Raw genomic sequence first — 24,522 nt, forward strand, 5'->3', positions numbered from 1 at the left:
CGGGCCGGAGGCCCGCGGGCCCGCGAGCGCCCAGGCCCGCGGGCGCGATTACGCCTCGAGACGGCCCTTGGCGCGAGCGGAGGGATAGAGCCCCTCCCAGACCCGGTGTTCCGGCGGGAACCCCAGGGCGACCATCGTGTTGATCAGCATCCCGTACGCCATGAAGGTCGTCGTCTCGTCGACGTCGGCGCCGAGCGCCAGGTGGACCGTGTCCCACAGCTCCTGCCAGCCGGCCCGCACGACCTCGCCGAACTCGTGCTCCCCGGCCGCCTCGGCCGCGGCCACCGTCACGTACACCTGCATCTGCATGAGCAGCCGCTCCGGCTCCTCGGCGATGACCCTGGTGTACGCGTTGGCCATGGCATGCAGGGCGTCCTCGCCCTCCAGCCCCTCCGCCGCCTCCGCGAACACGCGCCGCGAGTCGGCGAGGCAGCGCTCGGACGCCGCGAGGAAGATCGCCTTCTTGCTCGGGAAGAGCCGGAAGAGATACGGCTGCGAGACGCCGACGCGCTTGGCGATCGCCTCGGTGGACGTGCCGTAGTAGCCGCCGCGACTGAACTCGCTCATCGCCGCGCGGATCACACTCTCACGCCGCTCCTCCGCACTCATCCTGACCATGCAGCTAAGTTAGTGCTCAATCACTAACTATGTCAACCCGAGAAAAGCGGCCACCGGAAGGCGGCCGCTCTCTCGGCGCTCGCGCTAGGCGAGCTTGACCACGGCCCGGGACATGCCGAGCACCTTCTGGCCGTCCGAGGTCGCCGTCAGGTCGACGCGGACCTGGTGGTCGTCGAGCTTGGCCGCGACCTTGGCGCTGACCTCGACGCGCGCACCCGTCTCGTCGTTGGGCACGATCACCGGCTTGGTGAAGCGCACGCCGTACTCGACGACGGCAGCCGGGTCGCCGGCCCAGTCGGTCACGACGCGGATGGCCTCGGCCATGGTGAACATGCCGTGCGCGATGACATCGGGCAGGCCGACCTCGCGCGCGAACTTCTCGTTCCAGTGGATCGGGTTGAAGTCACCGGAGGCGCCCGCGTACCGCACCAGCGTGGCGCGCGTCACGGGGAAGGACTGTGCCGGCAGCTCCGTGCCGACCTCGACCTCGTCGTAAGCGATCTTCGCGGTCATCCTCAGGCCTCCTCGGGGGCTCGCGACACGAGCTTGGTCCACGCGGTCACGACGTGCTCGCCGCTCTCGTCGTGCACCTCGCCGCGGATGTCCAGGATGTCGTTGCCCGCCAGCGACTTGATCGCCTCGATGGTCGAGGTGACCGAGAGCCGGTCCCCCGCCCGCACCGGCCGGGTGTACGCGAACTTCTGGTCACCGTGCACGACACGGCTGTAGTCCAGGCCCAGCTGCGGGTCCTCGACGACCTGCCCCGCGGCCTTGAACGTGATCGCGAACACGAACGTCGGCGGAGCGATCACATCGGGGTGACCGAGCGCCTTCGCCGCTTCCTGATCGACATAAGCGGGATTCGCGTCGCCGACGGCTTCGGCGAACTCGCGGATCTTCTCGCGGCCGACCTCATACGGCGTGGTGGGCGGATAGGTCCGGCCCACGAAGGACTGGTCGAGCGCCATGGACTCGATACCTCCTGGATTTGTTGCCGACAAACGACACGAGGCCGCCCCCTGGTGGGGACGGCCTCGTGTACGAGCCTGATTAGCGCGTCTCGCGGTGCGCCGTGTGCGAGTTGCAGCGAGGGCAGTGCTTCTTCATCTCAAGACGGTCCGGGTTGTTACGCCGGTTCTTCTTGGTGATGTAGTTCCGCTCCTTGCACTCCACGCAGGCCAGCGTGATCTTCGGGCGGACGTCGGTGGCAGCCACGTGAGTGCTCCTTGGACGGACGGATGGACGGATGAACGCATAGAAGAGTAGCCGATCGAAGGACCGACCCCACAATCGGCTACTGTGTGTAGCGGTGACCGGACTTGAACCGGTGACACAGCGATTATGAGCCGCTTGCTCTACCGACTGAGCTACACCGCTTTGATGATCCGGATCCCGCCCGAAGGCGGGTCCTTCTCACCAGAGCCCCAATACGGAATCGAACCGTAGACCTTCTCCTTACCATGGAGACGCTCTACCGACTGAGCTATTGGGGCGAGCGATGAAGACATTACACGGTCCTCCGCCGATCGCCCAAATCCGTTTCCCGAGCCCTTCTCCGCGCACGCGCAGGGATCGCGCGCGGGCACGCGCGTGTCGTGTGCGTGGCGTGTGCGTGAGCCGCACGTGGACCCGTCCCGCCCGCCCCGTACGCCACTCGTGGCCTCATCAGTACGACTATTGCGCTCCTCCTCGAAGGGGGCCCCGTGCGCCCCTAGGCTCGGCCCCACGCTGCGTGATCTTGATCTTGAGCTTGAACTTTGAGGAGCCTTGAGGAGCCCGATGTCAGCCGACAGCAAGCAGCCCCAGCCGCCCGACGACCGGTCAGCTGCCACCGCCGACTCCACCTCGCTCCTGCTCTCCAACGCCCGGCTCACCGACGGGCGGACGGTCGACGTCCGGCTCGGCGGCGGCCGGATCGAGGCGGTGGGCACGGCCGGCAGCCTCACGGCCGTCGGAGCCCGCGTGGACCTCTCCGGCTATCTGCTGCTCCCCGCCCCCGCGGAACCGCACGCGCACGCCGACACCGCGCTCAGCGCCGACTCCCCCGGCCCCGTCTCGTACACACCCGAGGAGGTGCAGCGGCGGGCCACCGAGGCCGCGTTGCTCCAGCTCGGACACGGCGCGACCGCGCTGCGCGCACACGTCCGGATCGGCGACGTGCAGGGCCTCGGCGCCCTCGAGGCCGTGCTCCAGGCCCGGCGCTCGCTGCGCGGCCTCGCGGACCTGACGACGGTCGCCGTGCCCCGGCTGCTCACCGGCGCGGCGGGCGCGGACGGGCTCGCGATGCTGCGGGACGCGGTGAAGATGGGCGCGAGCGTGGTGGGCGGCTGCCCGGACGTCGACCCCGACCCGGGCGGGTACGTGGAGGCGGTCCTGGAGGTGGCGGCGGAGCACGGCTGCCCCGTCGACCTGCACACGGACGGTGACGACCCGGCCCGCCTCGCGCGGCTGGCGGCGATGGCGGGCGGGCTGCGGCCCGGGGTGACGATCGGGCCGTGCGCGGGTCTGTCCCGGCTGCCCTCGGACGTGGCGCGGCGGGCCGCCGACCAGCTGGCGGCGGCCGGGGTGACGGTGGTCTGCCTGCCGCAGGGGGGCTGCGGGACGACCGAGCTGCGGGGCGCGGCGCCGGTCCGGCTGCTGCGGGCCGCGGGCGTACGGATCGCGGCGGGCAGCGGGGCGCTGCGGGACGTCGCGAACCCGGTGGGGCGCGGGGATCCGCTGGAGGCCGCGTATCTGCTGGCCTCCCTGGGCGGCCTGCCGGCCCAGGACGCGTACGGGGCGGTGAGCGCGGGGGCCCGTACGGCGATGGGGCTCGCGGAGGTACGGGTGGAGGCCGGGTTCCCCGCGGAGCTGCTCGCGGTGCGCGGGGAACGCCTCGCGGGCGTGCTGTCCCTCGCGTACAGCCGGATCGTGGTGCACCGGGGGCGGGTGGTGGCCCGGACGAGCGCGGTGCGGGAGTACTGCGACTCGGCGGCGGCGCTCGACCTGCCGCGCCAGGCCCGCCCGGAACGCCCGGAGCCGGGAAGCCCTCCGGCCGGTCCCGTCGTACGGTCGTGAGTATGCGCATTGTCATCGCTGGAGGACACGGTCAGATCGCCCTGCGCCTGGAGCGCCTGCTCTCGGCGGCGGGGCACGAGCCGGCGGGGCTCATCCGCAATCCCGAACAGGCCGACGACCTGCGTGCGGTGGGCGCCGAGCCGGTGGTGCTCGACCTGGAGTCGGCGTCGGTGGAGATGGTCGCGGCGGTCCTGCAGGGCGCCGACGCGGCGGTGTTCGCGGCGGGCGCGGGCCCGGGCAGCGGCGCGGCCCGCAAGGACACCGTGGACCGCGCCGCGGCGGTCCTCTTCGCCGAAGCGGCGCAGCGGGCGGGCGTACGCCGCTATCTCGTCGTCTCGTCCATGGGCGCCGACGCCGACCACCCGGGTGACGAGGTCTTCGACGCGTATCTGCGCGCCAAGGGCGCGGCGGACGACGACGTACGGGCGCGCGAGTCCCTGGACTGGACGATCCTGCGCCCCGGCATGCTCACGAACGACGCCGGAACGGGCCTGGTCCGCCTGGAGGCCTCGACGGGCCGGGGCCCGGTCCCCCGCGACGACGTGGCGGCGGTCCTGGCGGAACTCCTGGAGACCCGGCGACGGCCGGGTTGACCCTGGAGCTGGTCAGCGGCTCGATCCCGGTGGCGGTCGCGGTGAAGGCCGTCGCGGGCGAGTGAGCCCCGGCCCGCGAGGACGGCGTACTCGGCCGGCCAGTGTGCTCAGCCAGTCGGTGGGCTCAGCGGGCCGCCTCGTCGGCCGGCAGGTTCTGACGGTGCGCCGCGATCTGAGCCTCGGTCATGACCGAGCCCCAGCTGGGCACCCAGTCGTGCACGGCGGTGAGTCCGTCGATCCGGGCCTTCATGGACTCGGTGAGGTTGTCGTAGGCGGCCGACATGTCCGCCCACATGGTGTCGCCGCCGGCGGAGGGGACCTCGACGGCGCGCAGGACGGAGCCGAGTGCCGGAGCGGCCATGAACGAGTGGTCGCTGTGCCAGATGTTCTCGTTGCCGGTGGCCATGGCGTCCTTGGCCAGGCGGGAGACGCCGACGGTGCGCCCTTGGGGAAGAACGGGTTGGCCTCCGGCTCGCCTACGGTCCCCGCCGGGGTGGTCCCACCGAGGGCACGGGACGTCAGGCGAGGACGTTGACGGCCCGGGCGATCACGAGTCCGAGGATGAGCAGGGAGACGAGGGACTGGACCGCCATGGCGATCTTGGCCCAGGGGGCCAGGGGCATGACGTCGGTGGGGCTGAGGGCGGTGGAGTTGGTGACCCCGAGGTAGAGGTAGTCGATGAAGCGGGGGCGCCAGTGCTCCGCGTTCAGCTCGGGGCTGAGCTGCTGGGGGAAGGCGAGCTCGGGCGTGGCGGGCATCCCATGGGCCCGGGCGGCCGCTCCGCCGCCGTCGAGCTCGAAGTACAGCAGCGAGAAGGCGAGGACGGTGGAGGCCCAGACGCTGCCGCCGGCCGTCAGCAGGCCGGCGGCGGAGCTGGTCTCCTGCCCGCCGTGGACGAGGTCGTCGATCAGCTGGACGGTCGACCAGACGGCACTGAGCACCAGCACGCCGACCAGGGCGACCGACAGGGCCCTCAGGGCGACCGACCGGCGGTCGATCCGGCCCGGGTCGCCCGCGATCAGCGCCACCAGGAGCAGCCCTTCGACGGCGGGCAGCAGCCAGCGGGGCCCCAGCCGCAGATCGTCGGGGAGCACCAGGGTCAGCGCCATGACGCCGACGACGGCCGCCGCCATGGGCCAGCGGGCCTCGCCGTACACCGCGGGGCTGCCTGGATCGCGACGGTTGGTGGGGTTTCGTCCGGTCATGTTCGGCGAACGTACCTCACGCACACAGCAGAACGGCCCCTGATCCGCGTTTCCGCAGATCAGGGGCCGTTCTTATCGCGTGGCGGCGCCAGGATTCGAACCTGGGTAGGCTAAGCCGACGGATTTACAGTCCGCTCCCATTGGCCACTCGGGCACACCGCCATGGGATTGCTGCTCGGAGCCGCTTTTCGGCGGTGCTCCGTGGCAACGACGTAAACGATACCTGATCCTCAGGGGTGCTTCGCCACCGGATTGATCAGCAGTTCGTACGGGATCGGGTGACTAGGCTTGCGCTGTACGCCAACGCAACCGCAACGCATTCGACGCAAGGAGCCACACGTCATGGCCGACTCCAGTTTCGACATCGTCTCCAAGGTCGAGCGGCAGGAGGTCGACAACGCCCTCAACCAGGCCGCCAAGGAGATCTCGCAGCGCTACGACTTCAAGGGCACCGACGCCTCGATCTCCTGGCAGGGCGACAAGATCCTGATGCAGGCCAACGGCGAGGAGCGCGTGAAGGCGATCCTCGACATCTTCGAGACCAAGCTGATCAAGCGCGGCATCTCGCTGAAGTCGCTGGACGCGGGCGAGCCGCAGCTGTCCGGCAAGGAGTACAAGATCTTCGCGACGATCGAGGAGGGCATCTCCCAGGAGAACGCCAAGAAGGTCTCCAAGGTCATCCGCGACGAGGGCCCCAAGGGCGTCAAGGCGCAGGTCCAGGGTGACGAGCTGCGGGTCAGCTCGAAGAGCAGGGACGACCTGCAGGCCGTGCAGGCGCTGCTCAAGGGCAAGGACTTCGACTTCGCGATCCAGTTCGTGAACTACCGCTGATCGGCTCTACGGCCCTCGTCGCGCGTGCCTCGCGCGGCGGGGGCCGAGTTGTCAGGCGCAGCAGTCGCAGTCGGGCCGTGAAGAGGGGGCGGGGGCGCAGCAGCTGTCCCCTCGCCAGGCGTCGCGGCCTTCCTTGGCGGCGATGGCGGCGATGACGAGGGCGGCGATCGGGTCGGCCCAGGACCAGCCGAGCAGCAGGTTGAGCAGGAGTCCGGCGAGCAGCACCGCGGACAGGTACGTACAGAGCAGGGTCTGCTTGGAGTCCGCGACGGCGGAGGCGGAGCCGAGTGCGCGGCCGGCCCTGCGCTGGGCGGCGGACAGGAACGGCATGACCGCCGGCGAGAGGGCGGCCGGCACGATGCCGGGGACGGAGTGCCCGGCATCGCCGGTGCCGGTGAGCGCGCGGACCGCGTCGACCGTGACGTAGGCGGCGAGCGCGAAGAAGGAGACCGCGATGATCCGCAGGGTGGTCTTCTCGCGGGCCTCGCGGACGGCGTGATCGGTGGCGGAGAACTGCCAGGCGACCGCCGCCGCGGACGAGACCTCGATGACCGAGTCGAGGCCGAAACCGATCAGGGCGGTGGAGGATGCCATCGCGCCGGCGGTGAGGGCGACGATCGCCTCGACGACGTCGTAGGCGATCGTGGCGGCGACCAGCAGCCGTACGCGCCGGGCGAGCGCGTCGCGGCGGGCCGGACCCGGCCCGAGGGATATCGACGCCATCTCAGCAGCAGCCCTTCTCGTCCGCGTCGACGCAGGTGCGGTCGGCTTCGACGGCGACGACCGCGATGAGCTGGGCGTCCGAAAACCGCCAGCCGTGAGGTCGGCGGGCCCCGCACACTGGACACCGAGCGAGCATGCGAGGAGAGGAACGAGCCATGACCGGGCAGACCGTGTACGCGTACGTCGGCGGGCCCCTGGGCGAGATGCTGCTCGTCGGGCGGGATGCCGGGGACGGCCGGACGGCGCTGGTCTCGCTGTCGCTGCCCGGACAGAAGGGCGGCGCCGTCGTCGAGGACGGGTGGCGCCACGTGCCCGAGGCGTTCGAGGAGATCGCCGGGCAGCTCGACGCGTACTTCGCCGGGCGGCGGGACCGCTTCGACATCCCGTTCGCGGACAGCGGGACCGACTTCCAGCGGCGCGTCTGGCGGGCGCTCGACGGCATCCCGTACGGCGCCACCGTCTCGTACGGGGACATCGCCCGGCAGGTGGGTTCGTCCGGGGCCGGGGTACGGGCCGTCGGCACCGCGATCGGGCGGAACCCGCTGCTCGTGGTGCGGCCCTGTCACCGGGTGATCGGCGCGGACGGGAGTCTGCGGGGGTACGCGGCCGGGCTCGAGCGCAAGGAGCGGCTCCTCGGCCTGGAGCGGGCGAGGTGACGGACACGCTGTTCCCCCGGGAGCGCGCGGTCGTCGCCCCGGGCGCGGTGCACGTCCCGGGGTGGCTCTCCCCGGACCGGCAGCGGGAGTTGGTGGCCGCCTGCCGGGAGTGGGGGCGCGGGCCCGTCCCGTACCGGCACACCGTGCTGCCGGGCGGCGGGGTGATGTCCGTGCGGTCGCTCTGTCTGGGGCGGCGCTGGGTTCCGTACCGCTATCTCGACCGGACGGACGTGGAACTGCCCGGGTGGCTCACCGACTTGGGGCGTGAGGCGGTGATCGAGGCGTACGGGGACGACGGCGGCTACGCGCCCGACACCGCGCTCGTGAACTTCTACGACGCGGGCGCCGGCGCGAGGATGGGGCTGCACCAGGACAAGGAGGAGCGGTCCGGTGCGCCGGTGGTGTCGCTGAGCCTCGGGGACCGTTGCGTGTTCCGGTTCGGGAACACCGAGACCCGCGGGAGGCCGTACACCGATGTGGAGTTGGCGTCCGGCGATCTGTTCGTCTTCGGCAGCCCCTCGCGCTTCGCGTACCACGGGGTGCCGAAGGTGTACCCGGGGACGGCCGATCCGGCGCTCGGGCTGACCGGGCGGCTCAACATCACCCTGCGGGAGACCGGGCTCTGAGGCGGCCTCAGCGCTCGCGCGAGTGGCCGAAGAGGATCCGGTACGCGATCAGCAGCACCAGCGCGCCGCCGACGGCCGAGATCCAGGTGGCCGTGTCGTAGAAGCCGGTGGCGATCGGGCGGTCCAGGAAGGTGGACGAGATCCAGCCACCGATGAAGGCTCCCGCGATGCCGATGACGGTCGTGCCGATGAACCCGCCCGGGTCGCGGCCGGGGAGCAGGACCTTGGCTATGACACCCGCGAACAGGCCCAGGACGATCCAACTGATGACGTTCATGCCCGGTAGGACGCCGGGGCGTCGGGCTCGGTTGCGGCGGGCCGTAGTGTGCGGTGCATGACACAGGGACTGCGCCGCTCGCTCGGCGTCTTCGATGCCGTCGTCATCGGGCTCGGCTCGATGGTGGGCGCCGGAATCTTCGTCGCGCTCGGCCCGGCGGCCGGGGCGGCCGGCTCGGGGCTGCTGCCGGCGCTCGGACTCGCCGCGATCGTGGCGTACTGCAACGCCATGGCCTCGGCGTGGCTCGCCGCGCGCTACCCGGCCTCGGGCGGCACGTATGTGTACGGTCGCGAACGCCTCGGCCCATTCTGGGGGTACCTCGCAGGCTGGGCCTTCGTCGTCGGCAAGACGGCCTCGTGCGCGGCGATGGCGCTGACGGTCGGGGCGTACGTCTGGCCGGGGCAGGCGCACGCGGTGGCGGTCGCGGCCGTGGTGGCGCTGACCGCCGTGAACTACGGCGGCGTGCAGAAGTCCGCCCTGCTGACGCGGGTGATCGTGGCGCTGGTGCTCGCGGTCCTGGCCGCGGTCGTCGTGGCCTCCCTGACCTCCGCGGAAGCCGACTTCGAACGGCTGGCGCTGGGCGGGGACGCGACGGCGAGCGGGGTCCTCCAGGCGGCGGGGCTGCTGTTCTTCGCGTTCGCGGGGTACGCGCGGATCGCCACGCTCGGCGAGGAGGTACGCGATCCGGCCCGGACCATTCCCCGGGCGATCCCCCTGGCGCTCGGCATCGCCCTCGCCGTCTACGCGACGGTCGCGGTGTGCGTCCTCGCCGTCCTGGGCCCGCAGGCGCTTGCCGCCTCCCCCGCGCCGCTCACGGACGCGGCCCGGGCCGCCGACGCCGCATGGCTGGTGCCCGTCGTCACGGTCGGCGCGGCCGTCGCGGCGCTGGGCTCGCTGCTCTCGCTGATCCTCGGGGTCTCCCGTACGACGCTTGCGATGGCCCGCGACGGGCATCTGCCGGGCGCGCTGGCCGCCGTCCACCCGCGCTTCCAGGTGCCGCACCGGGCGGAGCTCGCGGTGGGCGCGGTGGTGGCCGTCGTGGCGGCCACGGCGGACGTGCGGGGCGCGATCGGCTTCTCGTCCTTCGGCGTGCTCGTCTACTACGGGATCGCCAACGCCTCCTCCTGGGCCCTGGGCGGCCGTGCGCGCCGGCTGCTCGCCGCGCTCGGCCTGGCCGGGTGCGGGGCGCTGGCGTTCGCGCTGCCGCTCGTCTCCGTCCTGGCGGGCGTGGGCGTCCTCGCGGCGGGGACGGTCGCGTACGCGGTCACACGCGGACGCTCCGCACACCCGCCCGAGTAAGGGCACCGCGGGCTAGCGGCCCATGCGCTAGCGGCCCATGTACGGGTACGCCGCCTGGTCCGTGCGGATGATCTCCTTGCCCAGCGGCAGCAGCGAGACCGGCACCATCTTGAAGTTCGCGATGCCCAGCGGGATGCCGATGATCGTGATGCAGAGCGCGATGCCGGTGGTGATGTGACCGAGCGCCAGCCACCAGCCCGCCAGGATCAGCCACAGCACGTTGCCGACACAGGACGGCGCGCCCGCGTCGCGGCGGTCCACGACCGTGTAGCCGAAGGGCCAGAGGGCGTAGATCCCGATCCTGAAGGCGGCGAGACCGAAGGGGATACCGATGATCGTGATGCACAGCAGGACGCCGGCCAGCATGTAGCCGAGGAACATCCAGAAGCCGCACAGGATCAGCCAGATGATGTTCAGGATTGTCTTCACGGGCGGCGACCTGCCATCTGTTCGAGTCGGGCGATGCGCTCCGCCATCGGCGGGTGCGTGGAGAACATCTTGGTCATCCCCTGGCCTGGCCGGAAGGGGTTCGCGATCATCATGTGGCTCGCGGTCTCGATCCGGGGCTCGGGCGGCAGCGGCAGCTGCTTCGTGCCCGCCTCGAGCTTGCGCAGGGCGCTCGCGAGGGCGAGCGGGTCACCGGTGAGCTGTGCGCCGGAGGCGTCCGCCTCGTACTCCCGCGAGCGGGAGATGGCGAGCTGGATGACCGAGGCGGCGATCGGGCCGAGGATCATGATCAGCAGCATGCCGAGCAGGCCGGGGCCGTCGTCGTCGTCCGAGCGGCCGACGGGGATCAGCCAGGCGAAGTTGACCAGGAAGAGGATCACGGAGGCGAGCGCTCCGGCCACCGAGGAGATCAGGATGTCCCGGTTGTAGACGTGGCTCAGCTCATGGCCGATGACTCCGCGCAGCTCGCGCTCGTCGAGGATCTGCAGGATGCCCTCGGTGCAGCACACGGCGGCGTTGCGCGGATTACGGCCGGTCGCGAAGGCGTTGGGGGCCTGGGTCGGCGAGATGTAGAGCCGGGGCATCGGCTGGCGGGCCTGCGTGGAGAGGTCACGCACCATCCGGTAGAGCGCGGGGGCCTCGAACTCGCTGACCGGGCGGGCCCGCATGGCCCGCAGCGCCAGCTTGTCGCTGTTCCAGTAGGCGTACGCGTTGGTGCCGAGCGCCACGACGAGCGCGACGATCAGCCCCGTACGCCCGAAGAAGCTGCCGATGACGATGATGAGGGCGGAGAGCCCTCCGAGGAGTACGGCGGTCCTCAGCCCGTTGTGCCGGCGGTGCACGGTACGCCCTCCAAGTGGTGCGGCAGGGGAACCCTTTGCTCGGTGGTCCACTCGTCCAGTGGAACCTCCCGTACAGGTCAACGCCAGGCGGGAGGCACGGGTTCCCCTGCCCCCACGGGGGGCGGATTGAGCCGTACGGGTGATCAGCGCGGGGCCGGGAGGCCCGCCTTCTCCAGGGCGGTGGCGACGGGCTCGACCTCGCTGGTGCAGTGGGCGCAGCGGGTGGCGATGGCCGGGATCTCGGTGAAGCAGCGGGGGCAGTCGCGCTTGGCGGACTTGGGGTCGGCCGCCTCCTCCTTCGCGAACTTCGCCTGGACCTTCGCCATGGGGACGACGATGAAGAAGTAGAGCACAGCGGCGGTGATCACGAACGCTATGGCGGCGGCGATGGCCAGACCGTAGGGGAAGTCCGTCTCGCCGATCGAGAACTTGGCCTTGCTGAAGTCGCCGGCCGCTCCGGTGGCCAGACCGATGAGGGGGGCGATGAACGCCTGGCTGAAGCCGGTCACAACGGCTGTGAACGCCGATCCGACGGCCAGACCGATGGCCATCGAGATGACGTTTCCGCGGAGTATGAAGTCCTTGAAACCGTTCAGCACTGCGCTTGCTCCTTGAGGCGTTTTCAGAAGAGGGTGTCCGCCGCGAAGCGGAGGGCGAACTGGGGGTAGCCCGACAGCACGACACCGACGACGGCGGCCAGCCCGATCGCCACGGTGACCGCCGCGGGAGCCTTGTGGCGTACCGGCTCGCCCTCAGGCGCCCGGAAGAGCACCGCCGTCCACCGCAGGTAGTAGTAGAGGCCGATCACGACGTTGATGCCCATGATCACGGCCAGCCAGCCGAGGCCCGCGTCGACCGCCGCCGAGAAGACGGTGACCTTGGCGAAGAGACCGATGATACCGGGGGGCAGGCCGGCCAGGTTGAGCAGGAAGAAGCCCATGGTGAGCGCGGTGAGCGGGCTGGTGGCGTACAGGCCGCGGTAGTCGGCGATCCGGTTCTCGGGATGCGTACGGGAGACCAGCGCGGCCACCGCGAAGGCGCCGAGGTTCACCACGGCGTACATCAGGGCGTACGCGACGGTGGCGCCGATCTGGTCGTCGCTGGAGTACGCGGCGGCGGCGATCGGCACCAGGAGGTAGCCGGCCTGGGCGACGGAGGACCAGGCGAGCAGCCGTACCGCGCTCCACGCGCGCGTGGAGACCTGCCGCAGGGCGGCCACGTTGCCGACGGTCATGGTGAGCGCGGCGAGGACGGCGAGCGCGGGGCCCCAGACGTCGGCGTACGAGGGGAACGCGACGACGGTCACCAGGATGAGGCCGGTGAAGCCGACGGCCTTGCCGACGACCGAGAGGTAGCCGGCGACGGGCAGCGGAGCGCCGATGTAGGTGTCGGGGACCCAGAAGTGGAAGGGGACGGCGGCCGTCTTGAAGGCGAAGCCGACCAGGGTGAGCGCCACGCCCACCTGGGTGAGGGTCTCCAGCTGCCCGGGGACGTCGTCGAGGCGCTGGGCGATCTCGGTGAGGTGGAGGGTGCCCGTCGCCCCGTACACGAAGCTGACGCCGAGCAGGGTCACGGCGGTCGCGGCGACCGAGGAGAGGAAGAACTTCAGCGCGGCCTCGCTGGACTGCCGGTCTCCCCTGCGCATGCCGACGAGCGCGAAGGCGGGCAGCGAGGCCACTTCGAGGGCGACGACGAGGGTCGCGAGGTCGCGGGAGGCGGGCAGCAGCGCGGCGCCGGCGGCCGAGGAGAGCAGCAGGAACCAGAACTCTCCGGCGGGGAGCTTGTCGCGCGTGTCGGGGAGGGACAGCAGGGCGGCGAGGAGCGCGCCGCCGAACACCAGGAACTGGATGACCAGGGTGAAGCGGTCGGCGGTGTAGCTGCACGCGGCGGTCGCGGCCGGGTCGGTCGTGAGGCAGAAGGTGGAGCGGTCGCCGGCGCGCAGCGGGACGAGCAGGGCGATCGAGGCGACGAGCCCGGCGATCGCGGTCCAGCCGAGGAGCCGCTTGTGCCGCGCGGGGACGAAGAGGTCGGCGACGAGCACGGCCAGCGCGACCACCGCGGTGAGCGTGGGCGGCGCGATCGCGAGCCAGTCGACGGACTGGACGAGGTTCGTGGTCGTCACGAGTTCCCTCCCGCGAGGAGCTTCTGGACGGCCGGATCGGTGAGGCCGAGGAGGACCGCGGGCCACAGGCCGGCGAGGACGGTGAGGGCGACGAGCGGGGTCCAGGCGGCGAACTCGTACCCCTGGATGTCGGCGATCGCCGTCTCACCGCTGGGACGGGGGCCGCCCATGCAGACCCGGCGGACGACGGCGAGCAGGTACGCGGCGGTGAGCAGGGTGCCGAAGGCGCCGATCGCCATGAAGGTGAGGAACGCGGGGCGGCTGAGGCCCGCGGCCGGCTCGAAGGCGCCGAACAGGGCCAGCATCTCGCCCCAGAAGCCGGCGAGGCCGGGCAGTCCGAGGGAGGCGACGGCGGCGAAGGCGAGCAGGCCTCCCAGGCGCGGGGCGCGGCCGTAGAGGGCGGCGCCGGTGGCGCCCGCGAGGGTGTCGAGGTCGGCGGTGCCGTACCGGTCCTTGAGCGCGCCGACCAGGAAGAAGAGGAGGCCGGTGATGAGGCCGTGGGCGATGTTGGCGAAGAGCGCGCCGTTGACTCCGGTGGGGGTCATGGTCGCGATGCCGAGGAGCACGAAGCCCATGTGGCCGACGGAGGAGTACGCGATCAGGCGCTTGAGGTCGCCCTTGTTGCCGGGCTTCGCGAGGGCGAGGCAGGCGAGCGATCCGTAGACGATCCCGGCGACGGCGAAGGCGGCGAGGTAGGGGGCGAAGACCCGCATGCCGTCCGGGGCGATCGGCAGGACGATGCGGACGAACCCGTACGTGCCCATCTTCAGCAGCACGCCGGCGAGGAGGACCGAGCCGACGGTCGGGGCGGCGGTGTGGGCGTCGGGGAGCCAGCTGTGCAGCGGCCACATCGGGGTCTTCACCGCGAGCCCGATGCCGATCGCGAGAACGGCGATGACCTGCACGGATGTGGTCAGTCCACGGCCGTTGTCAGTGGCCAGTGCCACCATGTCGAAGGTGCCGGCCTTCAGTCCGATGAGGAGCAGGCCGAGCAGCATGACGACCGAGCCGAGCAGCGTGAAGAGGATGAACTTCCAGGCGGCGGCCTGCCTGCCCTCGCCGCCCCAGCGGGCGATGAGGAAGTACATCGGGATGAGGACCATCTCGAAGGCCAGGAAGAACAGGACGAGGTCGAGGACGGCGAAGGTCGCGAGCGTGCCGGACTCGAGGACGAGGAGCAGGGCGACGAATGCCTTCGGGGACGGGCCCGCAGGCATCTTGAAGTAGCTGTAGAGCGCGCAGAGGAAGGTCAGCAGCGCGGTCATGACCAGGAGGGGGAGGGAAATGCCGTCGACACCGAGGTGGAGGCGCACGTCGAGTGCGGGGATCCACGTGATGTCCGTGCTCGCCTGCATCCTCGACGGCTGGTCGTGGTCGAAGCCGAGGGTGAGGACGATCGCGGCGGCGAGGATCACGCCGGTCACGATCACGCCGTGGCGGAGCACGGCCTGGTCGGGCGACTTTCCCTTCAACCCGGGCGGGGGCGGGAGGAGAGCGGCGGCGGCGCCGACGAGCGGGCCGGCGACGATCAACGCGAGAAGGAACTGCATCACGGATTCGCTGATATCGATCACGTCTCACGCTCCGGCGGCGACGAGTACGGCGGCGAGCGCCAGGACGACGGAGCCGGCGAGCAGGGCGCTGAGGTAGGTCTGCACGTTGCCGGTCTGGGCGCGGCGGACGAGCCAGCCGAGCCATTGAGTGCCCGTGCCCGCGCCGCTCACGTAGGTGTCGACGACCTCGCGGTCCAGGAAGCGGACCAGGGAGGACGCGGCCAGGACGGGGCGGACGAACAGGGCGGCGTAGAGGGCGTCCAGGTGGAAGCCGGTCGCGGCGTGGCGGTGCAGCGGGCCGAGCAGGACGCGGCCGGGGTCGGCCGGGTCCTCCGCCGGGTGCGGCAGGTGCAGGGCCTCGGCCTCGACCTGGCCCGCTTCGGCGTCGGGGTGGGCGACGGTCGCGGCCAGCGGGGTGCGGGCGAGGGCCTTGCCCGCGAGGGCGCGCCAGACCGCGTACGTGATCACGGCGCCGGCGAGGGCGAGACCCGTGCCCAGGACCGCGGTGGTGGCGGTCGGGGTGAGGGCGTGGCCGTCGAACCAGTCGTCGAGGTAGGTGACCGTCAGGCCGAAGCCGAGGGAGGGGATCGCGAGCACCCACAGGACGGTGGTCATGGCGACGGGCTGGCGGCCGTGGTCGGGCGCCTCGGCGCCCCGGCCCCGGAAGGCGAGCAGCCACAGGCGGGCCGCGTAGGCGGCGGTGACGAGGGCGGTGAGCAGCCCGGCGACGAGGACGGTCCAGCCGGCCCCGGCGGGGGCGACGGTGCGGTCCCCGAGGGCGGTGTGCTCGGCGGCCACGAGGACGGCGTCCTTGGAGAAGAAGCCGGCGAAGGGCGGGATCGCGGCGAGCGCGAGGAGGGCGACGGTCATCGTCCAGTACGCGTCGGGGATGCGCTTCGTCAGGCCGCTCATCCGGGACATGGCCGCGAGCGAGTTCGTACCGGCGGCGTGGATGACCGCGCCGGCGGCGAGGAAGAGCAGCGCCTTGAAGGCGCCGTGCGACAGGAGGTGGAAGACGGCGGCCCCGCGGTCGCCGACGGCCAGGGCGCCCGCCATGTAGCCGAGCTGGCCGATGGTCGAGTAGGCCAGGACCCGCTTGATGTCGTCCTGGGCGAGCGCGGCGAGCGCCGAGCCGACCATCGTGACGGCGGCCATCACGGCGAGCACGGTCAGCGCCGCGGCGGAGGCGGCGAAGACGGGCAGCAGGCGGGCCACGAAGTAGATACCGGCGGCGACCATCGTCGCCGCGTGGATGAGCGCGGAGACGGGGGTGGGGCCGGCCATCGCGTCGGGGAGCCAGGTGTGCAGCGGGAACTGCGCGGACTTGCCCGCCACACCGGCGAGGAGCAGCAGGGCGATCACGGTGGGGTGGTCGAGGGCGCCCGCGGCGACGGCGCCGAGGATCCCGTCGATCCGGAACGTGCCCGCGTCCGCGGCGAGCGCGAACAGGCCGATCAGGAAGGGGACGTCTCCGAGCTTGGTGACCAGGAAGGCCTTGAGGGAGGCGGACCGTGCCTCGCGGGTCTCCCAGTAGTGGCCGACGAGGAAGTACGAGCAGATGCCCATGATCTCCCAGCCGACCAGGAGCACCATCAGGTCGCCGGAGTAGACGACGAGCAGCATCGCGGAGGTGAAGAGGGAGACAAGCGCGGCGTACGAGGGGTAGCGCGGGTCGTCGCGCAGATACCCGGTCGAGTAGATCTGCACGCAGGAGGCGACCACGCCGACGAGGACGGCGACGAGAGCGGCGAAGCCGTCGATGTCCAGGGCCAGGTCGATGGGGACCGAGCCGGTGGGGGTGAGCCGGGTGGCGGCCTCGATGGGCTTGCCGCCGCCCTGGCGGGCGGCGACGACGGCGGCGAGGACGGCGGCGGCGAGCGTCGGGAGGACCGCGAGGGGGCGGACGAAGCCGGGGGCGGTGCGGCCGAGGAGGAGTCCGGCGACGGAGCCGAGGAACGGGAGGAGGGGGACGAGGACGGCGAGGGTCGTGGTCGTCACGCGGTGGCCTCGGCCTTCTCGTCGGTCTCGGTCGGTGCGGTGGTCGGTTCGTGCTCGGCGTTGTCGCGGAGGCGGTCGACGTCCGAGGTGCCGCGGTTGCGGTAGACCATCAGGACGATCGCGAGACCGATGCCGATCTCCGCGGCGGCGATGGCGATGGTGAAGAGGGTGAGCGCCTGGCCGGCGTGCAGGGTGTCGCGGAGCCAGATGTCGAAGGCGACCAGGTTGAGGTTGACGGCGTTGAGCATCAGCTCGACGGACATCAGGACCAGGATCGCGTTGCGGCGGGCGAGGACGCCGTAGAGGCCGACGCAGAAGAGCAGGGCGGCGAGGACGGCGGGGTAGGCGAGATGCATCAGTCCCGGGCCTCCTTGGCGTTCTTGCGGGACAGGACGATCGCGCCGACCAGCGCGGCGAGGAGGAGGACGGAGAGCGCCTCGAAGGGCAGCACCCAGTGCCGGAAGAGGATCTCGCCGGTCACCTTGGTGGAGCCCTGGGCCGGTCCGTCCAGATCGATCCAGGTCGTGCGGAACGCGTCGACGACCACCCAGACGAGGGCGGCAGCCGCGGCGAGCGCGACGACGAGGGCGGCCGGGCGGTTGCCCGAGTCGGCGTCCGGGGAGCGGCCGATGGGGGCCCTGGTGAGCATGAGGCCGAAGAGGAGGAGGACGACGACGGAACCGACGTAGATCAGCACCTGGACCCAGGCGATGAACTCGGCGGTGAGGAGCAGATAGGCGACGGCGAGGCCGCCGAGCGTCACGACGAGCCAGAGCGCGGCGTGGACGAGCTGCTTGGTGGTGACGGTGACGACGGCCGCGCCGAGGGTGGCGAGGCCGACGAGGAGGAAGGCGATCTCGACGCCGGAGGGCGAGAGGAAGCCGGGGGTGGCTGCGGCGAGGTTCACTGCTTGTCCCCCTCGGCCTGCGCCTGCGCCTGGGCGGCGGCGGCCGCGGCGGCCGCGGCCTTCTCGACGGCCTTGCGGGCCGCGCCGATCTCCTTGGGCTCCTCGGCGCGCGGGTCGAGCGCGGGCGGTTCCGGGACCGTCCACATCCACTCGCGGAGCTTGTCGCGCTCGTGGGTGAGCTCGTGGATGTCCGTCTCCGCGTACTCGAACTCGGGCGACCAGAACAGCGCGTCGAAGGGGCAGACCTCGATGCAGATACCGCAGTACATGCAGAGGGCGAAGTCGATGGCGAAGCGGTCGAGGACGTTGCGGCTGCGCTCGCGGCCGCCGGGGGTGGCGGCCGGCACCGTCTCCTTGTGGGAGTCGATGTAGATGCACCAGTCGGGGCACTCGCGGGCGCAGAGCATGCAGACCGTGCAGTTCTCCTCGAACAGTCCGATGACGCCGCGGGTGCGGGGCGGGAGCTCGGGCTGCTTGTCCGGGTACTGCGCGGTGTGCGCGCGCTTCGTCATCGTACGGAGCGTGACGGCGAGGCCCTTGGCGAGGCCGGAGCCGGGGATGGGCATTACTGGATCGCCACCTTCACGATGCCGGTGAGCGCGATCTGCGCGAGGGCGAGCGGGACGAGGGTCGTCCAGGCGAGCTTCTGGAGCTGGTCCTCACGGAGCCGGGGGTAGGACACCCGCAGCCAGATGACGACGAAGGCGAGGACGGCGGTCTTGAGCAGGGTCCAGACCCAGCCGAGTCCGTCGCCGCCGAAGGGGCCGTGCCAGCCGCCGAGGAAGAGGACGGTGGTGAGACCGCAGAGGACGACGATGCCGGCGTACTCGGCGAGCAGGAAGAGCGCGAAGCGAAGCCCGGTGTACTCGGTGTACGCGCCGAAGATGATCTCGGAGTCGGCGACCGGCATGTCGAACGGCGGGCGCTGGAGCTCGGCGAGACCGGCGACGAAGAAGACGAGCGCGCCGACGATCTGCCAGGGCAGCCACCACCACTCGAAGGCGTTCAGGATGCCGGGGAGGGAGACGGTGCCGGCGGCCATCGCGACGGAGGCGGCGGCCAGGAGCATGGGGAGCTCGTAGGCGAGGAGCTGGGCGGCGGTGCGCAGGCCGCCGAGCAGGGAGAACTTGTTGGCCGATGCCCAGCCGGCCATGAGGCTGCCGAGGACGCCGACGCCCATGACGGCAAGCACGAAGAAGATGCCGGCGTCGACGAGCTGGCCGACGGCTCCTTCGCTCGGGCCGATGGGGATGGCGACGAGGACGAGGAGGTACGGGAGGAGGGCGACGGCGGGGGCGAGCTGGAAGATACGGCGGTCGGCGTTGGCCGGGACCACGTCCTCCTTCTGCGCGAACTTGACCCCGTCGGCGACGAGCTGGGCCCAGCCGTGGAATCCACCGGCGTACATGGGGCCGAGGCGGCCCTGCATGTGGGCCATGACCTTGTGCTCGGTCTGCCCGACGACGAGGGGCAGGACGAGGAACACGCCGAAGACGACGAGCAGCCGGAGGGCGACGTCGAGTACGTCGTTCACGCGGATTCGCCTCCGGCGGGGTCGGTGGGGGTGGGCGGGTTGTCGGTACGGGTGCGGGCGTCGGTGCCGTCGGCCTCGGCCTCGGCCTCGGGGGCCGGCTCGGCCTCGGCGGCCTCCTCGTCGAAGGCCGGACGGGCGTGGTGCCAGGGGGCGTCGGCGCTCCGGGTCCGCGCCGGCGGGGCGGGGGCGGCGGGCGCCTGGCTCGCGGAGCCGTCAGCCACGCTGCGGCTGCGCCGCGGGGCCCGGGCGGGGCCTTCCGGCACGCTGGCCTCGCTCGCCGGGGGCTCCGGCTGCTCGGGCTCGGCGGGTGCGCCCGGAGTCGTCTGGCTCACGGAACCGTCGGCGGCCCTTCGGCTGCGCCGCGTCCCGGCAGGCGGAGCGGCCGGGGTGTCGGGCTCGGCGGGTACGCCCGGAGTCGTCTGGCTCACGGAACCGTCGGCGGCACTTCGGCTGCGCCGCGGGGCCCCGGCGGGGCCTTCCGGCGCGCCGGCCTCGGCCTCCGGGGTGATCGGCTCCTCGGCGCGCTGGGTCGACGAGCCCTCGCTCACGCTGCGCGAGCGGCGCGGCCCGGTGGGTGGGGTGGGCGTGGCGGTGTCGGTCGTCGGCTCCGGCGCGGGGGTCTGGCTCGTGGAGCCGTCCGCCGTCGTGCGGGCGCGGCGCGGTGCGGTGGGTGTCTCGGGGGTCTGGGTCGCCGAGCCCTCCGCCGTCGTGCGGGCGCGGCGCGGTGGGCGTTCGCCCGCGGTCGCGCGGGCCGGGCGGGTCGGGGCAGGGGGGAGTTGGCCCTTGAGGGGGCCCCAGTCGTTGGGGTCGGGGACGCCCGGGGGGAGCATCTGGCGGCGCTTGGGGCCGCCGTGCTCCGATTCGCCCGGCTCCTTCGCGCCCGGCCACGCCTTCACGACGCGCGCCGCGAGCACGAAGTCCTTGCGGAGCGGGTGGCCCTCGAAGTTCTCGGGCAGCAGGAGCGGGACGAGGTGGGGGTGGCCGGTGAACTCGACGCCGAACATCTCGTGCGTCTCGCGCTCGTGCCACGCCGCGCCCGCGTAGATCTCCACCGCCGTGGGGAGGGAGGGAGCGGCGTGCGGGACCGTCGTGCGGACCAGCAGGCGGCGCACGACGCCCGCCTCCAGCGCCACCACATGCGCGCACACCCGGAAGCCCACGCCCGGCTCGTCGACCGCGCTCAGCCAGTCGAAGTACGTGCAGCCCAGCTTGTCGCGCGCCGTCTCCAGCGCCGGGATCCACGAGCCCACCGGCACGTCGACCGTCAGCAGGTCGTACGCCCGCTCCGCCGTCGCCTCCTCGCCGAAGACCTCGGTGACGGATTCGGGAAGGGTGTCGTACGCGTTCATGCCGCGCCTCCCGGCGCCGGCGCCGGCGGGGTGACCAGACCGCTCGTCAGCTGGCCGACCGAGGGGCCCGAGTACCGCGAGGTCAAGGACTCGCGCGCGATCTTCTCCTGCAGCTTCAGGATCCCCTGCAGCAGCGCCTCGGGCCGCGGCGGGCAGCCCGGCACGTACACGTCGACGGGGATGATCTGGTCGACGCCCTTCGTCACCGAGTACGAGTCCCAGTAGGGCCCGCCGCAGTTGGAGCAGGCGCCGAAGGAGATGACGTACTTGGGCTCGGGCATCTGCTCGTACAGCCGCTTCACCGCCGGTGCCATCTTGTCCGTCACCGTGCCGGAGACGATCATGAGGTCGGCCTGGCGCGGCCCGGGCGCGAAGGGGATCACGCCGAGACGGATGAAGTCGTGGCGGGCCATCGACGCGGCGATGAACTCGATCGCGCAGCACGCGAGCCCGAAGTTGAAGACCCAGAGGCTGTAGCGGCGGCCCCAGTTCAGGACCACCTTCATCGGCTCGGGGGCCAGGCGGGCCAAAGGCCCCAGGGTGGGGGCCGGAAGCGGCGTCGGGGTCGGAGTAGGGGTCACGTCCATGTCAGGACGCCCTTCTTGTACGCGTAGAGCAGTCCCACGGCCAGGAAGCCGAGGAAGATGAACATCTCGACCAGCGTCGTCGCGCCGTACCCGGCCGCGGCGAAGACGGTCGCCCAGGGGAACAGGAAGATCGAGTCGACGGCGAAGATCACGTAGAGGAAGGCGTACACGTAGTACCGCACCTGGGTGTGCGCCCAGCCCTCCCCCACCGGGTCGACGCCGCACTCGTACGTCAGCAGCTTCTCCGGCGTCGGGACGACGGGCCGCAGCAGCCGGCCCGCGCCGAACGCGACGGCGACGAAGAGCACGCCGATGACGGCGAGCAGTCCCACGACGGAGTACGACTGGAAGTAGTCCGCCGCGAGTCCGAGTCCCGCCCGTACGGTCGGATCCGGCACGTCCACCCCTCGCTCCCTGCCCGTTTCGACGATCTGTACGCACGGGAGTCTAGGCCCTGCTAAAGACGCCGTAAGCGGTCGTGTCACAGAGTGAGCGGTAGGGATATCCCTACTCCGGCTCACCCACGAACCCCATGGCGTGCGATCCTCGCCGACCGGCAGTCTTGGACCATGAGCGTCGACACCGAAACCCCTGACAGCGACCGGCTGCCGCCCGTGCGCCTCGCCTACGGCCGGCAGACCTGGAAGGAGATCTCCTTCCTGCTCGCCAATCTGCCGATCGCGCTGGTCGGCTTCGTGTACGCGGTGGCGTCGGTCGCCGTCGGCGTGAGCCTGTCGGTCACGGTGATCGGTCTGCCGCTGCTCGCCCTCGGGCTGGCCGGGGCGCGCGGGATGGGCCGGGCCGAGCGGGCCAGGGCCCGGGCGCTGCTCGGCGTACGGGTGGAGGAGCCGAGCCCGCTCCCCCGCCAGCACGGTTTCCTCCCCTGGCTGTGGGCGGCGCTGAAGGACCCGGTGGGGTGGCGGACGGTGCTGTACATGTTCATCCGGCTGCCCTGGGGCGTCCTGACGTTCGCCGTCGCCCTGGTCTCGCTGATCGTGCTCTGGCCCGTGCTGCCGTTCGTCGCCCGCGGTCTGTCCAACGCCGACCGGGCCATGGTCCGCGGTCTGCTCTCGCCCTCGGACGAGCTGGAGCGGCGGATCGCCGAGCTGGAGACCGACCGGGGCGTGGTCGTGGACACCGCCGCCGCCGATCTGCGCCGTATCGAGCGCGATCTGCACGACGGCGCGCAGGCCCGGCTCGTCGCGCTCGCCATGGGGCTCGGTCTGGCGAAGGAGAAGCTTCTCGAGGACCCGGAGGCGGCCGCCGCGATGGTCGACGAGGCGCACGGCGAGGTGAAGCTGGCGCTGCAGGAGCTGCGTGACCTGGCCCGGGGCATCCATCCGGCGGTCCTGACCGACCGGGGGCTCAATGCCGCGCTGTCGGCGATCGCCGCGCGGTGCACGGTGCCGGTGAGGGTGACCGTCGACCTGACCGAGCGGCCGGCCGAGGCCATCGAGGGCATCGCGTACTTCACCGTCTCCGAGCTGCTCCAGAACGTCTCCAAGCACGCGCAGGCACGTTCCGCCTCGGTGGAGGTGTGGCGGCGGGGGGACCGGCTGCTCCTGCAGGTACGGGACGACGGGCGCGGTGGGGCCCGGCTGGACGGCGGTACGGGGATGGCGGGGCTCGCGGAGCGGCTGGGGGCGGTCGACGGGCTCTTCGTCCTCGACTCGCCGGAGGGCGGTCCGACGACGGTCACGGCGGAACTGCCGTGGCGGGCCCGTCCGTCGGCGTAGGTCCGCGTAGGTCCTGCCCCCCTCGTTCGGTGGGGAAAACCCCCGGGCGCAGAGGCCCACTTCCCTCATGGTCCGGCGCGTCGTGGGCCGGAAGTCTTGCCGTATCGACCTCTCCGACTCCGCCGACTCCGCCGACTTCTCCGACTCCGCCGACTTCTCCGAGCAGAAACGGACACCAGCGATGGCCACCGACCGTCTCCGTCTTCCCGCCGCGATCCGCGCCCCGTTCGAGGCCCGCACCTGGCGCGAGTTCGGCTATCTGGTGCTCGGGCTGCCGCTGAGCTGCCTCTACTTCTCGCTCTCCGTCGCCCTGGTCTCGGCCGGCGCGGGGCTGCTGGTCACCTTCCTCGGCATCCCGGTCCTCGCCGGCGCCCTCGCCATGTGCCGCGGCTTCGGCGCGGTGGAGCGGGCCCGGGCGCGCGGTCTGCTCGGCCTGGACGTGGCGGCGCCCGAACCGGTGCGGGGCCGTACGGGCGGGGCGCTGTCCTGGATGGGGGCGATGCTGAAGAGCGGCGCGTCCTGGCGTCACCTGCTGTACGCGATCCTCCACCTGCCGTGGGCGATCTTCGCCTTCACGGTGTCGGTGACGTTCTGGGTGTACGGCTGGGCCCTCTTCACGTACCCCCTGTGGCAGTGGGTCTTCCCGATGTACGCGGGCCAGGACGGCCTGCAGCTGTACGGCGACGGCACGCACACCTTCTATCTGGACTCCCCCTTCGAGCTCGCCGTGACCAGCGGGGTCGGTCTGCTCTTCGTGCTCGCCGGGCCGTGGATCTTCCGGGGCCTGGCGGCGGTGGACCGGGTGATGGTCGCCGGTCTCCTTGGCCCGTCGCGGCTCGCGACGCGGGTCACGGAGCTGGAGACGGACCGGGGCGTGGTCGTGGACACCGCCGCCGCCGACCTGCGCCGTATCGAGCGCGATCTGCACGACGGCGCGCAGGCCCGGCTGGCGGCCGTCGCCATCGATCTGGGGCTGGCCAAGGAGAAGCTGGCGCGGGATCCGCAGGCGGCGGCGCGGATGGTCGAGGAGGCGCACGGCGAGGTGAAGACCGCGCTGCAGGAGTTGCGCGACCTGGCCCGGGGCATCCACCCGGCGATCCTGACGGACCGCGGTCTGGACGCGGCGCTGTCGGCGATCGCGTCGCGCTGCGCGGTCCCGGTGTCGGTGGAGGTGGACCTGCCGGCCAGGCCCGTGCCCGCGATCGAGGGCATCGCGTACTTCACCGTGTCCGAGCTGCTCCAGAACGTGTCCAAGCACGCCGGGGCGCGGCGCGCCTGGGTGGATGTGTGGCGGGCCGGTGACCGGCTGATGCTGCAGGTCAGGGACGACGGGCGGGGCGGGGCGGACGTGGAGGCGGGGGGCGGGCTCGCGGGGCTCGTGGGGCGGGTGGGGGCGGTGGACGGGGTCTTGGCGGTGGACTCCCCCGCCGGCGGCCCGACGACGATCACGGCGGAACTCCCCTGGAGGACCTGAGCCCTCCGCCCCGTCGTGGGCGCCGCCCAGCGGGGCAGTCGCCCACAACCCAGGGGGCCCAGGTGCGATGCTGGGGAGCGCATCGCAA

At 72.0% G+C, this 24,522-nt stretch carries 28 protein-coding genes, 3 tRNA genes and 1 pseudogene; 8 read left to right on the forward strand and 24 right to left on the reverse strand.

The annotated features are described in order from the left end of the window. Positions 1–48: 48 nt before the first annotated feature. From FDM97_RS31985 to FDM97_RS32010, 6 genes are all read right to left on the reverse strand, one after another. The gene (locus FDM97_RS31985; protein ID WP_175439306.1) at positions 49–618 is read right to left on the reverse strand and encodes a TetR/AcrR family transcriptional regulator; all 570 of its coding nucleotides are present in this window, start codon (positions 616–618) and stop codon (positions 49–51) included. An 84-nt stretch (positions 619–702) separates the two neighbouring features. After that, complete coding sequence (locus FDM97_RS31990; RefSeq protein WP_137993985.1) at positions 703–1,131, reverse strand: MaoC family dehydratase; 429 nt, start codon at positions 1,129–1,131, stop codon at positions 703–705. A 2-nt stretch (positions 1,132–1,133) separates the two neighbouring features. Next, complete coding sequence (locus FDM97_RS31995; RefSeq protein ID WP_137993986.1) at positions 1,134–1,586, reverse strand: MaoC family dehydratase N-terminal domain-containing protein; 453 nt, start codon at positions 1,584–1,586, stop codon at positions 1,134–1,136. An 82-nt stretch (positions 1,587–1,668) separates the two neighbouring features. Next, positions 1,669–1,833, reverse strand: coding sequence for a 50S ribosomal protein L33 (gene rpmG, locus FDM97_RS32000; protein ID WP_003956487.1), 165 nt, complete (start codon positions 1,831–1,833; stop codon positions 1,669–1,671). A gap of 89 nt (positions 1,834–1,922) precedes the next feature. Continuing rightward, a tRNA-Met gene (locus tag FDM97_RS32005) sits at positions 1,923–1,995 on the reverse strand. 43 nt (positions 1,996–2,038) lie between these two features. Continuing rightward, positions 2,039–2,111: transfer RNA gene (locus FDM97_RS32010), tRNA-Thr, on the reverse strand. A gap of 286 nt (positions 2,112–2,397) precedes the next feature. Here FDM97_RS32010 and FDM97_RS32015 point away from each other — a divergent pair. After that, positions 2,398–3,675 carry an amidohydrolase family protein gene (locus tag FDM97_RS32015; RefSeq protein WP_137993987.1) on the forward strand — a complete coding sequence of 426 codons (1,278 nt, stop codon included), beginning with the start codon at positions 2,398–2,400 and terminating at the stop codon, positions 3,673–3,675. A 2-nt stretch (positions 3,676–3,677) separates the two neighbouring features. Beyond that, positions 3,678–4,333: pseudogene (locus FDM97_RS32020) on the forward strand (NAD(P)H-binding protein). Between the two features lie 59 nt (positions 4,334–4,392). On the opposite strand, the gene FDM97_RS32025 reads toward FDM97_RS32020, so the two are convergent. The 3 genes from FDM97_RS32025 to FDM97_RS32035 form a co-directional block, all read right to left on the reverse strand. Further along, entirely contained in the window at positions 4,393–4,674 is a 282-nt protein-coding gene (locus tag FDM97_RS32025) for a TauD/TfdA dioxygenase family protein (protein ID WP_254705821.1), read from the reverse strand. A gap of 112 nt (positions 4,675–4,786) precedes the next feature. Beyond that, positions 4,787–5,473 (reverse strand): hypothetical protein, encoded by a 687-nt coding sequence (locus tag FDM97_RS32030; RefSeq protein WP_137993988.1) that lies wholly within the window; start codon positions 5,471–5,473, stop codon positions 4,787–4,789. A gap of 80 nt (positions 5,474–5,553) precedes the next feature. After that, a tRNA-Tyr gene (locus FDM97_RS32035) sits at positions 5,554–5,635 on the reverse strand. Positions 5,636–5,815: 180 nt separating this feature from the next. Between FDM97_RS32035 and FDM97_RS32040 the strand changes: the two genes are divergently transcribed. Further along, positions 5,816–6,304 carry a YajQ family cyclic di-GMP-binding protein gene (locus FDM97_RS32040; protein ID WP_137993989.1) on the forward strand — a complete coding sequence of 163 codons (489 nt, stop codon included), beginning with the start codon at positions 5,816–5,818 and terminating at the stop codon, positions 6,302–6,304. Positions 6,305–6,355: 51 nt separating this feature from the next. Here FDM97_RS32040 and FDM97_RS32045 read toward each other — a convergent pair whose 3' ends face one another. Beyond that, the gene (locus FDM97_RS32045) at positions 6,356–7,027 is read right to left on the reverse strand and encodes a cation efflux transmembrane domain-containing protein (protein ID WP_137993990.1); all 672 of its coding nucleotides are present in this window, start codon (positions 7,025–7,027) and stop codon (positions 6,356–6,358) included. 155 nt (positions 7,028–7,182) lie between these two features. Here FDM97_RS32045 and FDM97_RS32050 point away from each other — a divergent pair, with 155 nt between their 5' ends. After that, on the forward strand, positions 7,183–7,683 hold the full coding sequence (locus FDM97_RS32050; RefSeq protein ID WP_137993991.1) for a methylated-DNA--[protein]-cysteine S-methyltransferase: 501 nt from the start codon (positions 7,183–7,185) through the stop codon (positions 7,681–7,683). Then, entirely contained in the window at positions 7,680–8,309 is a 630-nt protein-coding gene (locus FDM97_RS32055; protein WP_137993992.1) for an alpha-ketoglutarate-dependent dioxygenase AlkB family protein, read from the forward strand. Before FDM97_RS32050 ends, FDM97_RS32055 begins: the two co-directional genes overlap by 4 nt. Before the next feature lie 7 nt (positions 8,310–8,316). Here the strand turns inward: FDM97_RS32055 and FDM97_RS32060 are convergent, their stop codons facing one another. Then, a complete protein-coding gene (locus FDM97_RS32060) occupies positions 8,317–8,586 on the reverse strand; it encodes a GlsB/YeaQ/YmgE family stress response membrane protein (RefSeq protein ID WP_137993993.1) in 270 nt (89 codons plus the stop codon). A 57-nt stretch (positions 8,587–8,643) separates the two neighbouring features. Between FDM97_RS32060 and FDM97_RS32065 the strand changes: the two genes are divergently transcribed. Continuing rightward, positions 8,644–9,885 carry an APC family permease gene (locus tag FDM97_RS32065; RefSeq protein ID WP_137993994.1) on the forward strand — a complete coding sequence of 414 codons (1,242 nt, stop codon included), beginning with the start codon at positions 8,644–8,646 and terminating at the stop codon, positions 9,883–9,885. Between the two features lie 27 nt (positions 9,886–9,912). On the opposite strand, the gene FDM97_RS32070 is transcribed toward FDM97_RS32065, so the two are convergent. The 13 genes from FDM97_RS32070 to FDM97_RS32130 all read right to left on the reverse strand — a co-directional run bounded on the left by FDM97_RS32070 (position 9,913) and on the right by FDM97_RS32130 (position 21,622). Further along, on the reverse strand, positions 9,913–10,314 hold the full coding sequence (locus FDM97_RS32070) for a YccF domain-containing protein (protein ID WP_137993995.1): 402 nt from the start codon (positions 10,312–10,314) through the stop codon (positions 9,913–9,915). Then, a complete protein-coding gene (gene htpX / locus FDM97_RS32075; protein WP_137993996.1) occupies positions 10,311–11,174 on the reverse strand; it encodes a zinc metalloprotease HtpX in 864 nt (287 codons plus the stop codon). Before htpX ends, FDM97_RS32070 begins: the two co-directional genes overlap by 4 nt. Positions 11,175–11,317: 143 nt before the next feature. Next, positions 11,318–11,773, reverse strand: a complete 456-nt coding sequence (gene mscL, locus FDM97_RS32080) for a large conductance mechanosensitive channel protein MscL (protein ID WP_137993997.1) — start codon at positions 11,771–11,773, stop codon at positions 11,318–11,320. 23 nt (positions 11,774–11,796) lie between these two features. Beyond that, entirely contained in the window at positions 11,797–13,296 is a 1,500-nt protein-coding gene (locus FDM97_RS32085; RefSeq protein WP_254705822.1) for an NADH-quinone oxidoreductase subunit N, read from the reverse strand. Continuing rightward, positions 13,293–14,846, reverse strand: a complete 1,554-nt coding sequence (locus tag FDM97_RS32090) for a complex I subunit 4 family protein (RefSeq protein WP_137995147.1) — start codon at positions 14,844–14,846, stop codon at positions 13,293–13,295. The genes FDM97_RS32085 and FDM97_RS32090 overlap by 4 nt, the downstream gene beginning before the upstream one ends. A gap of 27 nt (positions 14,847–14,873) precedes the next feature. After that, positions 14,874–16,847, reverse strand: coding sequence for an NADH-quinone oxidoreductase subunit 5 family protein (locus FDM97_RS32095; RefSeq protein ID WP_137993999.1), 1,974 nt, complete (start codon positions 16,845–16,847; stop codon positions 14,874–14,876). After that, on the reverse strand, positions 16,844–17,203 hold the full coding sequence (nuoK, locus tag FDM97_RS32100) for an NADH-quinone oxidoreductase subunit NuoK (RefSeq protein WP_137994000.1): 360 nt from the start codon (positions 17,201–17,203) through the stop codon (positions 16,844–16,846). Before nuoK ends, FDM97_RS32095 begins: the two co-directional genes overlap by 4 nt. Continuing rightward, complete coding sequence (locus tag FDM97_RS32105) at positions 17,203–17,754, reverse strand: NADH-quinone oxidoreductase subunit J family protein (RefSeq protein ID WP_137994001.1); 552 nt, start codon at positions 17,752–17,754, stop codon at positions 17,203–17,205. Before FDM97_RS32105 ends, nuoK begins: the two co-directional genes overlap by 1 nt. Next, positions 17,751–18,320: a NuoI/complex I 23 kDa subunit family protein gene (locus FDM97_RS32110; RefSeq protein WP_137994002.1), complete on the reverse strand. Its 570-nt coding sequence runs from the start codon at positions 18,318–18,320 to the stop codon at positions 17,751–17,753. The genes FDM97_RS32105 and FDM97_RS32110 overlap by 4 nt, the downstream gene beginning before the upstream one ends. Then, entirely contained in the window at positions 18,320–19,288 is a 969-nt protein-coding gene (locus FDM97_RS32115) for a complex I subunit 1/NuoH family protein (RefSeq protein WP_137994003.1), read from the reverse strand. The genes FDM97_RS32110 and FDM97_RS32115 overlap by 1 nt, the downstream gene beginning before the upstream one ends. Continuing rightward, positions 19,285–20,637 (reverse strand): NADH-quinone oxidoreductase subunit C, encoded by a 1,353-nt coding sequence (locus FDM97_RS32120; RefSeq protein ID WP_137994004.1) that lies wholly within the window; start codon positions 20,635–20,637, stop codon positions 19,285–19,287. The genes FDM97_RS32115 and FDM97_RS32120 overlap by 4 nt, the downstream gene beginning before the upstream one ends. Then, entirely contained in the window at positions 20,634–21,224 is a 591-nt protein-coding gene (locus tag FDM97_RS32125) for an NADH-quinone oxidoreductase subunit B (RefSeq protein ID WP_137994005.1), read from the reverse strand. The genes FDM97_RS32120 and FDM97_RS32125 overlap by 4 nt, the downstream gene beginning before the upstream one ends. Next, positions 21,215–21,622 carry an NADH-quinone oxidoreductase subunit A gene (locus tag FDM97_RS32130; RefSeq protein ID WP_175439307.1) on the reverse strand — a complete coding sequence of 136 codons (408 nt, stop codon included), beginning with the start codon at positions 21,620–21,622 and terminating at the stop codon, positions 21,215–21,217. Before FDM97_RS32130 ends, FDM97_RS32125 begins: the two co-directional genes overlap by 10 nt. A gap of 171 nt (positions 21,623–21,793) precedes the next feature. Between FDM97_RS32130 and FDM97_RS32135 the strand changes: the two genes are divergently transcribed. Both FDM97_RS32135 and FDM97_RS32140 read left to right on the forward strand, forming a co-directional pair. Then, positions 21,794–22,960, forward strand: coding sequence for a sensor histidine kinase (locus FDM97_RS32135; RefSeq protein ID WP_137994007.1), 1,167 nt, complete (start codon positions 21,794–21,796; stop codon positions 22,958–22,960). A 181-nt stretch (positions 22,961–23,141) separates the two neighbouring features. After that, positions 23,142–24,434: a sensor histidine kinase gene (locus FDM97_RS32140; RefSeq protein ID WP_137995148.1), complete on the forward strand. Its 1,293-nt coding sequence runs from the start codon at positions 23,142–23,144 to the stop codon at positions 24,432–24,434. The last annotated feature ends 88 nt before the right edge of the window (positions 24,435–24,522 follow it).

It is taken from the genome of Streptomyces vilmorinianum, from assembly GCF_005517195.1.
Lineage (GTDB): Bacteria > Actinomycetota > Actinomycetes > Streptomycetales > Streptomycetaceae > Streptomyces > Streptomyces vilmorinianum.

What these genes read in the sequence shown, in the direction of transcription:
- FDM97_RS32135 (WP_137994007.1), top strand. Translation starts at nt 21,794, where the DNA reads ATGAGCGTCGACACCGAAACCCCTGACAGCGACCGGCTGCCGCCCGTG.
- FDM97_RS32030 (WP_137993988.1), bottom strand. Translation starts at nt 5,473, where the DNA reads ATGACCGGACGAAACCCCACCAACCGTCGCGATCCAGGCAGCCCCGCG.
- FDM97_RS32045 (WP_137993990.1), bottom strand. Translation starts at nt 7,027, where the DNA reads ATGGCGTCGATATCCCTCGGGCCGGGTCCGGCCCGCCGCGACGCGCTC.
- FDM97_RS32110 (WP_137994002.1), bottom strand. Translation starts at nt 18,320, where the DNA reads ATGCCCATCCCCGGCTCCGGCCTCGCCAAGGGCCTCGCCGTCACGCTC.
- FDM97_RS32065 (WP_137993994.1), top strand. Translation starts at nt 8,644, where the DNA reads ATGACACAGGGACTGCGCCGCTCGCTCGGCGTCTTCGATGCCGTCGTC.
- FDM97_RS31995 (WP_137993986.1), bottom strand. Translation starts at nt 1,586, where the DNA reads ATGGCGCTCGACCAGTCCTTCGTGGGCCGGACCTATCCGCCCACCACG.
- FDM97_RS32140 (WP_137995148.1), top strand. Translation starts at nt 23,142, where the DNA reads ATGGCCACCGACCGTCTCCGTCTTCCCGCCGCGATCCGCGCCCCGTTC.
- FDM97_RS32025 (WP_254705821.1), bottom strand. Translation starts at nt 4,674, where the DNA reads ATGGCCACCGGCAACGAGAACATCTGGCACAGCGACCACTCGTTCATG.
- FDM97_RS32015 (WP_137993987.1), top strand. Translation starts at nt 2,398, where the DNA reads ATGTCAGCCGACAGCAAGCAGCCCCAGCCGCCCGACGACCGGTCAGCT.
- FDM97_RS32120 (WP_137994004.1), bottom strand. Translation starts at nt 20,637, where the DNA reads ATGAACGCGTACGACACCCTTCCCGAATCCGTCACCGAGGTCTTCGGC.
- FDM97_RS32090 (WP_137995147.1), bottom strand. Translation starts at nt 14,846, where the DNA reads ATGCAGTTCCTTCTCGCGTTGATCGTCGCCGGCCCGCTCGTCGGCGCC.
- FDM97_RS31985 (WP_175439306.1), bottom strand. Translation starts at nt 618, where the DNA reads ATGGTCAGGATGAGTGCGGAGGAGCGGCGTGAGAGTGTGATCCGCGCG.
- FDM97_RS31990 (WP_137993985.1), bottom strand. Translation starts at nt 1,131, where the DNA reads ATGACCGCGAAGATCGCTTACGACGAGGTCGAGGTCGGCACGGAGCTG.
- nuoK (WP_137994000.1), bottom strand. Translation starts at nt 17,203, where the DNA reads ATGCATCTCGCCTACCCCGCCGTCCTCGCCGCCCTGCTCTTCTGCGTC.
- FDM97_RS32125 (WP_137994005.1), bottom strand. Translation starts at nt 21,224, where the DNA reads ATGGACGTGACCCCTACTCCGACCCCGACGCCGCTTCCGGCCCCCACC.
- FDM97_RS32060 (WP_137993993.1), bottom strand. Translation starts at nt 8,586, where the DNA reads ATGAACGTCATCAGTTGGATCGTCCTGGGCCTGTTCGCGGGTGTCATA.
- FDM97_RS32050 (WP_137993991.1), top strand. Translation starts at nt 7,183, where the DNA reads ATGACCGGGCAGACCGTGTACGCGTACGTCGGCGGGCCCCTGGGCGAG.
- FDM97_RS32040 (WP_137993989.1), top strand. Translation starts at nt 5,816, where the DNA reads ATGGCCGACTCCAGTTTCGACATCGTCTCCAAGGTCGAGCGGCAGGAG.